Genomic DNA, 14,151 nt, shown 5'->3' with positions numbered 1-14,151 from the left:
AGTTTGTGCATAACCCAAGCATTCAAAGACCTTAACGCTCTCAATTTCGTAGCATCTGACACCGATGCATCGACCGAGGAGTCCCGCGCATTCGATCAACATTGCCCTTATCAGGTATTCGATAAATTGAATTAATAAGTATCTTGGAGATACAATACTTTCAAGAATTTCTGAAAACTAAAAAGTCGCCTCCATGCCATCCATCCGTGCAACCCCCTCCACCAGCAGCTCTGCTGTGGCATCGCGCCCCTCTGCGCAGGGAGCGTGGTGGCAGGTGCTCGCGGCCTTGCTGTGGTTGCCACAAGCGGCGGTGATTGCCTGGGGGATTGAGGCGATTCACCAGCAAGCGGACTGGTCGGCGCTGGCCAAGGCTTGCGCCGTGTTCCTGGCGCTGGGTTTGCTGCGGGCCCTGGTGGATGGCTATGGCCTGCGCCGGGCTTTTGCAGCGGCGCGCGCCCACACGCAGCTGCTGCGGCTGCAGGCATTGCAGGCCCTGGCGCTGCACTCGCCCTTGCACCCACAGCGCCCATCGGCCGGGTTGGCGGCCAGTGTGCTCAACGAGCAGGCTGACCACATCACGCCCTACTTTGCCCGTTACACCACGGCGCGCACCAAGGTCATGGTGGTGCCGCTGGTCATCCTGGTCTGCGTGTTCAGCCTGTCCTGGGTCGCTGGCCTGGTGCTGCTGGTGGCTGCGCCCCTGATCCCCATCTTTATGGCGCTGGTGGGCTGGCGGGCCGAGGCGGCCAGCAAAAAGCATCTGCAGGATGTTGGCAACCTGAACCAGTTCTTGCTCGATCGCCTGCAGGGCTTAGCCAGTATTCGCGGACTGGGCGCCGTCGCCCAGGTGGCCCAGCAGCTGGCCCGTACGGCAGAGCAGCTGCGCGCCAACACCATGGCGGTGCTCAAGATTGCGTTCCTGTCCTCTGCGGTGCTGGAGCTGTTCTCTGCGTTGGGCGTGGCCCTGGTCGCTGTCTATGTCGGCTTTCATTTGCTGGGCCAGATCCCGTTTGGCAGCTGGGGCGGTACCTTGGGCCTCGCCCAGGCCCTGTTCGTGCTGCTGCTGGCCCCCGCGTTTTTTGAGCCGCTGCGCGAGCTGTCTGCGGTATGGCATGACAAGGCAGCCGGTGTCGCTGCGCTGGACGCGCTGCAAGCGCTGCAGCAGCCTGGCCCGCAGTTGGTGGGTACTGGTAATGGGCACCCAGACAGCGCTGCCAGCGCCCCCAAGACAACGGCTGCTGCGCTGACGATCCAGGACCTCAGCTTTCAATACAGCACCCAGAGTCCGCTGGTGGTCCAAGCCTTCAGCGCAGAGATTGGCGCTGGCGAGCGCGTGGCGCTGTGGGGAGAAAGCGGCAGCGGCAAATCTACCGTCATGGCGCTGATCGCAGGCCTGGCAGCGCCCAGCGCGGGCAGCATCCTCATCGATGGCCAAGCCATGGATCCAGCCTATGCAGACAGCCTGCGCAGCGGCATGGCCTGGGTCGCACAAAAGCCCCATGTGCTGGCTGCCAGCCTGGTGGACAACATCCGCCTGGGCCGCGATATCGACGACGCCGCACTGCAGCAAGCAGTGCAGCGCGCAGCGCTCGGCCCTGTGCTGGCCTTGCGCGGCAATACGGTGGTGGGCGATGGCGGCCTGGGCCTGTCGGGTGGCGAGGCCTTGCGCCTGACCCTGGCACGCGCGGCTGCCACGCCCGGCTGCCGTCTGGTGCTGGCCGATGAACCGACGGCCCACCTGGATGCCGAGACCGCCCAGTTTGTACGCCAGGGCCTGCTGGCGTTGGCAGCGCGCGGCGCCACCCTGGTCGTGGCCACCCATGATCCGCTGCTGGCCGCCTGCATGGACCGGGTGCTGTCGCTCGATGGCAGCCAACCACCCATTGCCACCGGCCTGCCCGCCGCCATGAGGAGCATCGCATGATGGCCTGGAACGCGCTGCGCCCCATTGTTCAGCTGTTTGCGCAATCGCCCTACCGCCGGCGCCTGCTGCTGGGCAGCTTGCTCGCTGCCATCACCGTGTGCGCCGGCATGGCGCTGCTGGGTCTGTCGGGCTGGTTCCTCACGGCTGCCTATGTGGCGGGTCTCTCTACCGCCACGGCCGTGGTGTTTGATGTATTCGCGCCCGGTGCCGGAGTGCGCTTTTTCTCGATGCTGCGCACCGGCGCACGCTACAGCGAACGGGTGGTGACCCACGATGCCACCTTGCGCGTGCTGGCTGCCCTGCGGGTGCAGCTGTTCTCGCGCCTCGCCGCCGCCGATACCGCATTGGCACTGCGCCAGCGCCCTGCCCGCCTGCTGCACCGCCTTACCGCCGATATCGATGCGCTGGACGCCGTCTACCTGCGCTTGCTGACCCCGGCCGTCTCGCTGCTGGTGAGCGCCTGCGTCACGGCCTTGGCGTTGACGATCTTTTTGAACTGGCAAAGCGGATTGCTGGTCGGCGCCATGGTGCTGGCAGGTGGCCTAGCATGCGTGGCCTGGTGCATGCGCTACGGTTTTATGACCGCGCTGCGCCGCAGCTTTGCCGGCGAGCAGTTGCGGGCCCAGGTGATTGATGCCGTCGGCGCGCAGACCGAGCTCGTGATGGCCGGCACCCTGCCCCGCCAGATGGCGCGCATTGCTGCGGCAGAGCGCCAGCAGTTTGCTGCCGATATCCGTCTGAATCGGCTGGAATCGGGGGTCGCCGTCGCGATGGCCATGCTGGGCCACCTGGCCACCGCAGCCGCCTTGCTCTGCGCCGCCTGGCTGGCCCAGAAGGGTGAAATTGGCGCGCCCGTTGCCGCGCTGGCCACCTTGCTGCTGCTGGCAGCGCTGGAGCCTCTCGTCCATATCCGCCGGGGCGCGATGGAAGCGGGCCGCACCTTGCTCGCTGCGCGCCGCATTGCACCGCTGCTCGATGACGCTGTCGACACCCACTCCGGCGAAGCCCAAGCACCTGCTACCGGCCTGGCCGTTGACATGCAAGCGGTCCGCCTGCAGCACCCGGGCAGTGCCAGCGCCTTGCTGCAGCAGATCGATCTGCAGGTGGCCGATGGCGAATGGCTGGTGCTGGCAGGGCCCAGCGGCGCTGGCAAATCCAGCCTGATGGCACTGATCGCTGGTGACCTGGCGCCCAGCGCCGGCCAGGTGCTGCGGGCGCCCTGCGCCAGCCTGCCCCAACGCACAGAGCTGTTCCAGGCCAGCGTGGCCGCCAACCTGCGCCTGGGCCGGCCTGACGCCAGCGACGCGCAGCTGTGGGACGCGCTGCAAACGGCAGGCCTGGCCGACGTCATCCGCGCACTGCCCCAACAACTGAACACGCCGCTGGGCAGCCAGGGCGCAGGCCTGTCGGGGGGCGAATCGCGCCGCCTGACCCTTGCCCGCCTGCTGCTGCACCCAGCCCCCTTGCGCTTGCTGGACGAGCCCACTGAAGGCCTGGACCGCCAGACCGCTGCCCAGGTGATGAACACGTTGGCGCAATGGCATGCCCAGCGCGCAGCCAGCGGCCGCAGCGCCATCGTGATGGCCAGCCATTTGCAGCGCGAGGCGCGCCACGCCGACCGCATTGTTTGGATCGCCCCCTTGCAAGGAGGATTGGCGCAAGCGCGCAAGGGCACGGCGGAGTTTGAAGCACTGCTGCAGCGATTGCGGCCTGGCTAGCCCCCGCCGCCTGCGCAAGCCACGGATTTGTCAGTTTGGAACCCACGTAGTTTTTCTACCAGATCGAGCACTTACAACACGGAAGGACCAGTTCATGGATCTCGACATCGTCGGGCTATCAAGATTGCAGTTTGCACTCACAGCCCTGTACCACTTTCTCTTCGTACCTCTGACCCTGGGGCTGTCCATGCTGATCGCCATCATGGAGACGGTCTATGTGATGACGCGGCGCGTCATCTGGCGCCAGATGACCAAGTTCTGGGGTGTGCTCTTTGGCATCAACTTCGCCATCGGCGTGGCCACCGGCCTGGTGATGGAGTTCCAGTTCGGCATGAACTGGAGCTACTACAGCCACTATGTGGGCGATATCTTTGGCGCCCCGCTGGCCATCGAAGGGCTGATGGCCTTCTTCCTGGAGGCGACCTTTGTCGGTCTGTTCTTCTTCGGCTGGGACAAGCTCTCGCCGGTCAAGCACTTGATCGTCACCTGGCTCACCGCCCTCGGCACCAACCTGTCGGCGCTGTGGATTCTGATCGCCAACGGCTGGATGCAGAACCCCGTGGGTGCCGTCTTCAACCCGCAGACCATGCGCATGGAGGTCAATGACTTCGCTGCCGTGCTGACCAACCCGGTGGCGCAGGCCAAGTTTGTGCACACCGTCTCTGCCGGTTATGTCTGCGCGGCCATCTTTGTGCTGGGCGTGTCGGCCTGGTACCTGCTCAAGGGCCGCCATGTGGCATTGGCCAAGCGGTCGATGACCGTGGCTGCCGCCTTTGGTCTGGCCGGTTCGCTGTCGGTGGTGGTGCTCGGTGACGAGTCCGGCTACCTGTCGGGCGAACACCAGAAGATGAAGCTCGCCGCGATCGAAGCGATGTGGGAGACCGAGCCTGCGCCGGCCGCCTTCACCGCCATCGGCTTTCCCGACCAGGAAGCGCGCGAGACCCATTACGCCATCCACATCCCATGGGCCATGGGTCTGATCGGCACCCGCTCGCTGGATACCGAGCTGCAGGGCATCAACGACCTGGTCAAGCATGCCGAGGTGCTGATCCGCGACGGTATCAAGGCCTATGACGCGCTGGAGAAGATCCGCGCAGCGGGCTCCACGACGACGATCTCGCCCGAGCTCAAGGAGCAGTTCGAGGCCAATGGCAAGTCGCTGGGCTATGCGCTGCTGCTCAAGCGTTATGTCGATGACCCACGCCAGGCCAGCGACGCGCAGATCGCCAAGGCGGCCTGGGACACGGTTCCGCAGGTGGCTCCACTGTTCTGGACCTTCCGCATCATGGTCGCGCTGGGCATGTTCTTCATCGTGCTGACGGCGGTGTTCTTCTACCTCGCGTCGCGCCACCAGCTGGAAAACCGCCGCTGGCTGCTGTGGGTGGCCGTCTGGTCGATCCCGCTGCCCTGGGTCGCCATTGAGTGCGGCTGGTTTGTGGCCGAGTTCGGCCGCCAGCCCTGGATCATTGAAGGCGTGCTGCCTACCGCTGTGGCCGCGTCCAACCTGGGCGTGACCACCCTGCTGATCACCATCCTGGGCTTTGTGGCGCTGTACACGGTGCTGCTGATCATCGAGATGAAGCTGATGCTCAAGGCCATTCAAAAGGGCCCCGAGCTCGAGCCCGAGCAGCGTGACCCGCAGCCGCTGAGCTATGCCTCGATCGCCACGGCACAACCTACCTATTCGGGAAAGTAACACCATGATCTTGCATACACTTTTGAACTACGACACCCTGCGTGTCATCTGGTGGGTGCTGCTGGGCGTACTGCTCATCGGCTTTGCCGTGATGGACGGTTTTGACCTGGGCACCGGCATGCTGCTGCCCTTTCTGGGCAAGAACGATCTGGAACGCCGCGTCATCATCAACGCCGTAGGCCCCACCTGGGAAGGCAACCAGGTCTGGCTGGTGCTCGGCGGTGGCGCCATCTTTGCCGCCTGGCCACAGCTGTATGCGGTGTCCTTCTCGGGCTTTTACCTGGCCATGTTCGTGATCCTGATCGGTCTGATCCTGCGCCCGGTTGCCTTCAAGTACCGCAGCAAGAACGAGTCACCCACCTGGCGCAGCCGCTGGGACTGGGCACTGTTTGCCGGCAGCTTCATCCCCGCGTTGATCTGCGGCGTGGCCATGGGCAATGTGTTGCAGGGCGTGCCCTTCCGCCTCACGCCTGAGCTCTACATCCACTACGACGGCAGCTTCTTCGGCCTGCTCAACCCCTTCGCGATCCTGGCTGGCCTGATCTCCGTCACCATGCTGCTGATGCATGGCGCGGCCTGGCTGTGCATCAAGACCGAAGGTGCGATTGCCGCCCGGGCCCGCACCGTGGGCAGCATCTCGGCCGTCGTCACTGCCGTGCTGTTTGTGCTGGCCGGTATCGTGCTGTGGAAGTTTGTCGATGGCTACAGCATCACCTCGGTGCTGAACACCACCGGCCCGTCGAACCCGCTGTTCAAGACCGCTGCCCACGCCCCTGGCGCCTGGATGCAGAACTACCAGCAACACCCCTGGACGATGGCTGCGCCCATTCTCGGCGTACTGGGTTGCCTGCTGGCGGCCGTGCTGATCCGCGCCCGCAAGGATGGCCTGGCGATGATCACCAGCGGCCTGGGCATTGCCGGCATCATCCTGACGGTGGGTGCCTCGATGTTCCCGATGATCCTGCCCTCGTCCGTGGATCCGCGCTTCAGCCTGACGGTCTGGGATTCCTCGTCCAGCCACATGACCTTGTTCATCATGCTGGTCTGCACGCTCATCTTCATGCCGCTGATCCTGGCCTACACCAGCTGGGTCTACTCCGTCCTCTGGGGCAAGGTCAGTGCCAAGGACATCAACGACGGCAACGGCCACGCTTACTGAGCGCCACCGCACACAGAAAGGATTCAACTATGTGGTACTTCTCCTGGATTCTCGGCCTGCCACTGGCCGCCGCCTTTGCGGTGCTCAACGCCATGTGGTTTGAGATGACCGAAGACCAGAAGCTGCGCCAGCAGCTGCTGGATGACCCGGACTCGCAGCACTAAGCCGCTGCACAAAGCACAAAGGCCCAAACCTCGGTTTGGGCCTTTTGCTATGGATGGAACCCGATCAGCTCTGGTTTTGCAGGTCTTCAGAGAACAAGCGCCAATCCTTGCCCACCTTGCGCCAGTATTGGCGCAGCGACAAGGGCTGGGCCTGTTCACGGCTCTTGAGCTTCAGGTTGGCCACGCGGATCTCGCCCTTGTCGTCTTTCCAGCCGTAGGTGGAGATGTCCTGCAGCTCCACGTTGCGGCCCTTGAACAGCCCGGCCATGCGCGTCTGCCAGGCCTGGCCTTCGGCGGAGGCCGTCCATTGTGGCGTGGCCAGTTGCAAGGCGGCCTGGGGGTCGTCCTGCATCCAGGCTTGGTGCCACTGCTGGAGCACAGCATGGAAGGCCTCCGTGTTCTGGCGGTGGGAGGCATCGCTTGGCGCTACCCACTGGAGCTGATCGCGGATCAGCACCGGTGTCAGCTTGTCCACCGTGCGCATCAGTGCGATCAAATCGGGGTTGGCCAACACCACGCAGCCATCGCTGGCCTGGGGCAGGCGCGCAAACTGGTCCGGCGGCGCACCATGCAGCCAGATGCCACTGCCCGAGCGGCCCATGGCCTTGTCCCAGTCATTGGGGTAGTTCAAGGTCAGGGCACCCTTGCCATAAAACTCGGGCAGGCGCTGGCCAGCAATCTGCCGGCCAATAAAGTAAATGCCTTCGGGCGTGCGCTGGTCGCCCTCTTCGAGCTTGCCCACGCCGAGCTTGCCAACGGAGACATAGAAGCTGTCCACCAGTTGCAACTGGCCTTTGTCATGGCGCAGCAGGTAGAGGCGCGACTGGCTCGCATCGATGGCAATAACCTGGCGCACCGATGGCGACAGCGACAGAAACTCAGAAGGCACTTGGCCAGCAGTGGGCAAGGACTGAGCACCATGCATACGGCGGCGGATTTCGTCCTGCAGGCCCTGGAGCTGCTCCAGGCTCTGCGCGCCCTGAACGCTGGCGGCAGGGATGGGCAACGGCGCTGCACCGGCTTGCGGCAGCGGGACATGCTTGACGGGCAGCATCGCAGCCCGCGCGGCCACCGCAGCCGGTGTCAATGCGCCGGGCTGTCCGGAGCGAAAACGCAGCAGATCGGCATACACCAGCTGCGCCGCCTGAAAATGCGGCACATCGGCCGTCAGGCTGGCAGCCGCGCGCAAGGCCTGGTCCAGCTGCTGGTTTTGCACCAGCGCAATGATCTGCACCAGGCGCTCTTCGGCATCGGGCTGGCGGGCCTTGGCGGCAGCGGCCGTATTGGTCTGCGCAGCAGCACGCGGCGTGGCGGGGGAGCCGGCGGCCAGCGCCGCACCTGCGGCGGCCACTATGGCTACGCCCACCCCTGAGCACCAAAACTGCTTGCGAAAAGGCATAGCCTGTGATTCCTTCTACTGACTTCTGTGCGGACCAGCGCCGATCATAGCCTGAGCAGCCTGGCCCGATCAGCCACCGGTGGTCTCGCGCATGATGCGCCAATGGCCTTTTTCCAGGCGCATCACCAAGGTCTTGCGGGTGGTCGTCTTGAGGGAACCGGCCGCATAGTACTGGCGGAACTTGGCCGTCGCCTGGTCGCCTTCGACGCTGACCTGCAGATTGCGCACATTCACCACAATCGCCTGCTTGCCGACAATGCGTTGGCGCCGCTCTTCCTTCCAGGCGCTCAGGCTGCCGCCACCGGCTGGGCTGAAATGGTCGCTATAGGCGGCCAGGTAGCCGGGCATGTCCTTCTTCTCCCAGGCTGTGGCCCAGGTGTTGACGGCACGCTCCACATCCAGCTTGGCGGTATCGCGTGCTGGCTTGGGCTTGGTCTCGGCCACCGCTGCTGCCGGCTTGGCAGCTGGGGCGGCGGCCACGGCCTTGGCGGGCTCGGCAGGCACAGGCGCCGGAGCGGCTGCTGGCGTGGGGGCAGGAGCCGGAGCCGCCTTGGGCGCCGGGGCCGGCGTGGGTGCAGGTGCTGGCGTTGGAGCGGGCGCCGCTGCCGCCTTGCCGGGAGCCGGCACAGGCGTAGTTGCTGCTTGGGCCACAACGGCCGGTGCCGGGCTGAGCGCAGGCGGTTTGGGCGCCGCAATCGGGGCGGGTGCTGGGACGGGCGCTGGAACCGGTGCGGTCGCGGGCACCGGTGCAGGAACCGGCGCAGGTGCTGGCGGTGGAGGCGGTGGCGCCACCGGTTTGGGCGGCACATCGGCACGGGCTTGTACCAGCGCGTTCTTACCGTTGGCGAGCGAGGCCGGAACAATCTGCGTGATCAGCGCCAGCTGGGGGCCCTGTTGCTTGGGCGCGCCTTCCAGCTGCAGCGCCTTGGCATAGGCATCGCTGGCCATGCGGGCATAGAGGTCGCCCAGGTTCTCATGCGCCGTTGTATAGCTGGGGTTGGTGCGCATCGATTGCTCCAGCGCCTGCGCTGCCTTGCGGTCCTGGCCGTCGGCTGCGTAGAGCACGGCCAGGTTGTTGTAAGGCTCGGGCATGCCGGGGTAGTCGCGCGTCAGCTCCTGGAAGATCTTGATCGCCTGCGCATTCTGCTTTTGCTCGGTCGCAATCACGCCCCGCAAAAAGCGCATTTCCACATCGCCGGGTTGCTTGCGCAGATAGGCATCGGCCTCCTTGGCAGCTTGCGCGGCCTTGCCCTGTTGCAGCAACTGGCGCACTTCTGCCACGGCGGGCGATGCCGGTGATGTGGGAGCCGCCTGCGCCTGCAGCACGGCGCCCCCCATCAGCACACCGGCGCAGACCGCTGCCCAGCGCTGGCGAAAAAGAACGGGCACCAGGGATCGCAGGGAAGAGCGCGCTGGAAAAGCACTTTGCATGGGGGATTTTCTCGTTGCAAGGGACCAAAGCCGCAGAAAACAGCCAGAAATCTTGTGTCTCTGTGCATACATCCGCTGGTGGCGAAAAGCCCCGCCTGGCGCATGCCAAAAACCGGCCGATTATACAGAGCCGGCCTGCGCCAAGGGCCAGCCCCCCAGAGGCGGAAGCGCTCCCACCACAGCGCAGGAACGTTACGTAACACCTCCGTAACAACCAGGGCAAAAATGGCGATTGTCAGGTAGCAAAAGCTGCGCAGAAAAACAAAATTCTTATTTAAAACAATTCACTTTGAAATTCCGCAGTGGTCACCACCTCGGGTTTGCGCACTGGCATGGGAGTTGCACCAGTCAGCGCAGGCCTGGGCATTTGTGCTTCAGGCCAGGCCTTAGACCGGAGACCTGCACATGACCCAAAACGCCCCCTTGCTCAGCCCAGCGGTCTGCGAAACCCTGTTTGACGAGTTGCAAGAGCGCCATATGTGCATGGAGGTGCATTGCACCCCCGGCCTGGCCCACCAGCTGAACCTGGCCGCGCGCTTTGTGGCGCAACAGGCGGTGGATCTGCCCCAGCCCTATGAAGGCTGCCTGATGTTTTTCACCATCACCGCGCAGAACCTGCCCGTCACCAGCTTCAGCATCCAGCAGCCCAGCCTGGCCGATGCCTGGTTGGAAGGCGCAGCGCGCATACGCCAATGGGCCTGGGCCTTCAACGCCACCGGCGTCGAGCTGCGCATTGATTGGGCCAAGGCAGTGCTGCCTCTGCCTGGCGATGACCCGCAGGATGCGCTGGCCGACCTGCGCCAGTCCTGGACCCTGGCCGACAGCGCGCAAGAGCGCGCCGAAATGCTCGCGCTGCTCAGCCACCGCATGACGCGCTCGCTCTCGCGCCTGCAACTGCTGAGCGATCCGGTGCCAGCCAGCACCCAGGGCCGCTGGCAACTGGTGCTCGAAGGCCTGCACATCAGCCCGCTGGGCGAAATGCGCACTCTCCCCCGCTATGGCTCCTCATCGCCGCGCAGCGGCCATGGCAACGCCGCCTCGGCCATCTATGAGGCCACGCAGGAGCTGCTGGCCAGCAGCCAGAGCGAGGACGGCAGCTGGTCCGAGGCCAGCACCTTGATCGACCATCTGGGCATCACCTACGCCTTGCTGCTGACCCAGCGCCAGATCGCGCCCACGGAAGCCTCGTCAATGACCGTGCACCGCGCCATCGCCTACCAGGCCGAGCAAATGCAGCGCTGGAGCCTGCATGAGTGCGGCAGCGACCTGCTCAAGGCCATGAGCCTGATCGTGCTGGTGCAGTATGTGCACCTCTACCCAGGCGCCGGCTGCGCCACGCCCCTGCGCGACCTGATCAGCCTGCTGTCCCGCCAACTCCATGGCCAGACCGCACGCGGTGCCAACGCCAGCGCCCCCTGGGCCCAACTGGCGCTGCAAAGCCTGCAAAAGAGCGGCCAGCAGCCCTCCGACCTGCAAGCCGCCGCCAGCGCCGCTGCCGATGGCGACAGCCAATGGCTGCATGCCGCGTGGCAGCAACTGCAAGCGCTGGCGCAAGATGAGGAACACAGCAAGCTGCATCCCGAGCCTTGGGTGTCTGCCGCGTTGATGGAATGCTCCCTGCAGCAAGGCAAGCCGCTGTTTGCCAGCCATGCGCAGCGCAGCCAGTTTGTCTCGGGCATGCAGTCCGTGTTCAAGACCTGCTACCAGCGCATGGTCTGGCCCAAGCTGCCCCGCACGCAGGCCAGCCGCCAGCGCTGGGGCTCCAGCACCGCCCCCCTCACCGATTGCCGCGTGGCCAGCCAACTTCTGATCACGATCAGCGCGGCGGTGAGCTTCTCCAATCTGGCTCAGGCGCGCTAACGACTACCCCCACGCAGTCATAACCACCCTCCACGATTCATAAACAAAGGCGCCTGCTTCAGAAAGAGCAGGCGCCTTTGCTTGATCCAACCGGGTCAACGCCCCACGGTCTCACTCACAATGCGCCACTGGCCTTGGTCGGGCTGGAGCACCAGGGTCTTGCGCGAGTTGCTCTTGAGTGCGCCAGCGGTATAGGCCTGCATAAAACGGGCCGTTGCGCGTTGGCCGTCCACGGCGACTTGTACGTCGCTCAGTGCCACGCTGATCTCGCGCTTGCCCTCGATGCGCTGGCGGCGCGACTGCTTCCAGGCGGCCAGGCTGCTGCCATCTGCGGGTTTAAAGCTGGGGCTATAGGCCGCCAGGTAGGCATCCATATCTTGCTGCGCCCAGGCCTTGGCCCAGGCTTGCACCACCGCCTCTACCGCTGCGGGAGAGGACTCCAGCGTCTGCGAAGCCGTGGCCGCAGCCGCTGCGTCCACTGCGGGGCTCGCGATGGCGGCGGACTTGACGGGCTTCGCAGCGGGCTGCGGTTCCGGCGTAGCCGACGCCATGCGCTCCGCAGCAGGATCTGTACGATCTGCAAGCGCCGGCCCAGGCACGCGCAGCGGGGCTGCGGGCTGCACGGGCGTCAAGCTTGGGGTGGGCGCCGCTGCAGCCGCAACCGCCACCGTGGGCAAGGCGGCCCCGGGCATGGCAGTGCCTGCCTTGCCAGGCGCAATCTGCGCTATCAGCGCCTGCTTGGGCGCAATGCCCTGGCGGTTGCTGTCCAGCTCCAGGGCCTTGCCATAGGACTGGCTGGCCATGCGCGCATACAGATCACCCAGGTTTTCATAGGCGGTGGCATAGCCCGGTTGGGCGCGGATGGCCTGCTCCAGCGCATCAACGGCCTTGCGGTCCTGGCCCTGGGCGGCATACAGCACGGCCAGGTTGTTATAGGGCTCGGGCATGGCCGGGTAGTCGCGCGACAGTGCGGAAAAGATCTGGATGGCCTGCGCCGGCTGCTTTTGCTCGGTAGCGATCACGCCCCGCAAAAAGCGCATCTCGGCGTCATTCGGGTTCAGCTGCAAGAACTGGTCGGCCTGCGCCGCCGCCTGCTCGGTCTGCCCCTGCTCCAGCAGCTGGGCCACGGCATCCACTTCACGTGCCGCTTGGGCGGGCAGCGCCAGCAATACAGCGGTACCACCTGCGCAAATGGCAGCCACCAGCTTGGGGAGACGAGCCTGCATTAACCAGAGAGGGGAAGAGAAATGACGAGACGCAATGCGCATAGATGGCTTTTTAAAAGTCATGAAAACAGAAGAGTACGACTGAAGTTCCCGGTGCCAGCGCATCAGAGACTAGGAGAAACACTAGGGATCCTCTGCAAAACCCTCGCCCAATGGGATGGGCGCGGATCGGGATGAGCCGCAAGGCGTCTTTTGCAGTGAATAGCCGTAGCTATTCATAAGAAAGACAACGCAGCGGATCGCCCGAGTCCGCGTTCAGACCAAGGCAGGGATTTTTGCAGAGGGTCCCTATTACGACAAGAGACAACAGAAATAGTATGCGAGCCCGGCATCGGATTCATTATGTAAATTTTTATCAACATCCCAGGATCATGATTTAAAGCCTATTAATCGCAAAAGCAGCCGAGAAATGCTCCGCAGTAACGGCAGAACGTTACGTAACAGCCGAGGGAACAACATTGGACATTGCTTAAACGCCAGATGCAACCATAGTTTTTAAATTCGAATTCATCAGCATTCAAATATATTTATCCATAAATTTCAATGACTTATGAAATACCAGAAGAACGCAAATAAAAAACAAATCTATGGCACGCAAGTTGCACAGGCTCCACCCAGATAAGCCTCGCGAGGCGAGTCGGAGCCCTTGCGTTTGATATTCCACTCTCCAACAGGACAGAGAACATGACCACCTCTACCGCCCTCCCTTCCAATACCGCAGCTGCCGCACTGGCAACCCACGGCATCGCGTCCCAAACCGGCAGTGGAGCGGCCATGGCCGCGTCGGCCAAGGGGACGCCGGCCACGCTGTCCCAGGCCACTGCTGGCGTACAGATCGTGCGTGACGGACAGACCATGGCAGCCCCCGCAGGCACCGCCCTGCAGGTGGGTGACAAGATCATCGTCCCGGCAGATGGGAGTGCGCAGGCGCAGTTCACCGGCGCTGGTGGCCAGAAGCTGATCGGTACCTTCGCAGGTGGCACCGAAGCGACCTTGGGCTACCAGGCAGGTGCCGACGGTGGCGGCGCAATGGCCCTGGATCTCGCCTCCGGCAAGGTCGATGTGGCCCCTGCTAACGACGACAGCAACGCGCTGGGCCTGATCGTGACCCAGGAAACCGCCGAGGCCGGAGGCTCCACCTTGGGTGATTTTCTGCTGGCCGGCCTGGTCGGCATTGGTGGCGGCGCATTGATTGCAGCCGCGCTGGACAGTGGTGACGATGACGACGACCGCACGCCGCCCGTCAACCCCACCAACCCCACGGATCCGACCAATCCGACAAACCCCACGAACCCTACCAATCCTACGGATCCGACCAATCCGACGGATCCCACCAATCCGACCGACCCCACCAATCCCACGAATCCGACCAATCCAACGGATCCAACCAACCCCACGAATCCTACGAACCCGACCAATCCAACGAACCCTACGAACCCTACGAATCCGACCAACCCCACCAATCCAACGAACCCGACTAACCCCACGAATCCGACCAACCCGACGGATCCTACGAACCCGACCAATCCAACCAACCCCACGAATCCTACGAACCCGACCAATCCAACGAACCC

Annotated in this window: 9 protein-coding genes and 1 pseudogene; 7 read left to right on the top strand and 3 right to left on the bottom strand. The window is 64.2% G+C overall.

Translation table 11 applies throughout. The annotated features are described in order from the left end of the window. Positions 1–193 precede the first annotated feature (193 nt). The 5 genes from cydD (at position 194) to cydX (ending at position 6,661) form a co-directional block, all read left to right on the top strand. Positions 194–1,924, top strand: coding sequence for a thiol reductant ABC exporter subunit CydD (gene cydD / locus LPW39_RS14910; protein ID WP_230776597.1), 1,731 nt, complete (start codon positions 194–196; stop codon positions 1,922–1,924). Next, a complete protein-coding gene (cydC, locus tag LPW39_RS14905; protein ID WP_230776586.1) occupies positions 1,921–3,642 on the top strand; it encodes a thiol reductant ABC exporter subunit CydC in 1,722 nt (573 codons plus the stop codon). The genes cydD and cydC overlap by 4 nt, the downstream gene beginning before the upstream one ends. Before the next feature lie 94 nt (positions 3,643–3,736). Further along, positions 3,737–5,338, top strand: a complete 1,602-nt coding sequence (locus tag LPW39_RS14900) for a cytochrome ubiquinol oxidase subunit I (RefSeq protein WP_230776577.1) — start codon at positions 3,737–3,739, stop codon at positions 5,336–5,338. Between the two features lie 4 nt (positions 5,339–5,342). Further along, positions 5,343–6,497, top strand: a complete 1,155-nt coding sequence (cydB, locus tag LPW39_RS14895; protein WP_230776569.1) for a cytochrome d ubiquinol oxidase subunit II — start codon at positions 5,343–5,345, stop codon at positions 6,495–6,497. Positions 6,498–6,526: 29 nt separating this feature from the next. Then, a complete protein-coding gene (cydX, locus tag LPW39_RS14890; protein ID WP_021025677.1) occupies positions 6,527–6,661 on the top strand; it encodes a cytochrome bd-I oxidase subunit CydX in 135 nt (44 codons plus the stop codon). Positions 6,662–6,725: 64 nt separating this feature from the next. Here the strand turns inward: cydX and LPW39_RS14885 are convergent, their stop codons facing one another. Next, positions 6,726–8,060: a L,D-transpeptidase family protein gene (locus tag LPW39_RS14885; RefSeq protein WP_230776559.1), complete on the bottom strand. Its 1,335-nt coding sequence runs from the start codon at positions 8,058–8,060 to the stop codon at positions 6,726–6,728. A 69-nt stretch (positions 8,061–8,129) separates the two neighbouring features. Next, on the bottom strand, positions 8,130–9,491 hold the full coding sequence (locus tag LPW39_RS14880) for a L,D-transpeptidase Cds6 family protein (protein WP_230776553.1): 1,362 nt from the start codon (positions 9,489–9,491) through the stop codon (positions 8,130–8,132). 405 nt (positions 9,492–9,896) lie between these two features. Here LPW39_RS14880 and LPW39_RS14875 point away from each other — a divergent pair, with 405 nt between their 5' ends. Beyond that, a complete protein-coding gene (locus tag LPW39_RS14875; protein ID WP_230776551.1) occupies positions 9,897–11,351 on the top strand; it encodes a hypothetical protein in 1,455 nt (484 codons plus the stop codon). Positions 11,352–11,446: 95 nt separating this feature from the next. Here the strand turns inward: LPW39_RS14875 and LPW39_RS14870 are convergent, their stop codons facing one another. Continuing rightward, the gene (locus LPW39_RS14870) at positions 11,447–12,577 is read right to left on the bottom strand and encodes a nuclear transport factor 2 family protein (RefSeq protein ID WP_230776549.1); all 1,131 of its coding nucleotides are present in this window, start codon (positions 12,575–12,577) and stop codon (positions 11,447–11,449) included. 684 nt (positions 12,578–13,261) lie between these two features. Between LPW39_RS14870 and LPW39_RS14865 the strand changes: the two are divergent. Continuing rightward, a pseudogene (locus LPW39_RS14865) lies at positions 13,262–14,151 on the top strand (hypothetical protein); the annotation flags it as partial.

The organism is Comamonas koreensis, assembly GCF_021026195.1.
Classification (GTDB): domain Bacteria; phylum Pseudomonadota; class Gammaproteobacteria; order Burkholderiales; family Burkholderiaceae_C; genus Comamonas; species Comamonas koreensis.
The sequence above is the reverse complement of the archived record's forward strand: the minus strand, read 5'-3'. Positions and strand labels throughout refer to the sequence as shown.

What these genes read in the sequence shown, in the direction of transcription:
- cydD (WP_230776597.1), top strand. Translation starts at nt 194, where the DNA reads ATGCCATCCATCCGTGCAACCCCCTCCACCAGCAGCTCTGCTGTGGCA.
- cydC (WP_230776586.1), top strand. Translation starts at nt 1,921, where the DNA reads ATGATGGCCTGGAACGCGCTGCGCCCCATTGTTCAGCTGTTTGCGCAA.
- LPW39_RS14900 (WP_230776577.1), top strand. Translation starts at nt 3,737, where the DNA reads ATGGATCTCGACATCGTCGGGCTATCAAGATTGCAGTTTGCACTCACA.
- cydB (WP_230776569.1), top strand. Translation starts at nt 5,343, where the DNA reads ATGATCTTGCATACACTTTTGAACTACGACACCCTGCGTGTCATCTGG.
- cydX (WP_021025677.1), top strand. Translation starts at nt 6,527, where the DNA reads ATGTGGTACTTCTCCTGGATTCTCGGCCTGCCACTGGCCGCCGCCTTT.
- LPW39_RS14885 (WP_230776559.1), bottom strand. Translation starts at nt 8,060, where the DNA reads ATGCCTTTTCGCAAGCAGTTTTGGTGCTCAGGGGTGGGCGTAGCCATA.
- LPW39_RS14880 (WP_230776553.1), bottom strand. Translation starts at nt 9,491, where the DNA reads ATGCAAAGTGCTTTTCCAGCGCGCTCTTCCCTGCGATCCCTGGTGCCC.
- LPW39_RS14875 (WP_230776551.1), top strand. Translation starts at nt 9,897, where the DNA reads ATGACCCAAAACGCCCCCTTGCTCAGCCCAGCGGTCTGCGAAACCCTG.
- LPW39_RS14870 (WP_230776549.1), bottom strand. Translation starts at nt 12,577, where the DNA reads ATGCAGGCTCGTCTCCCCAAGCTGGTGGCTGCCATTTGCGCAGGTGGT.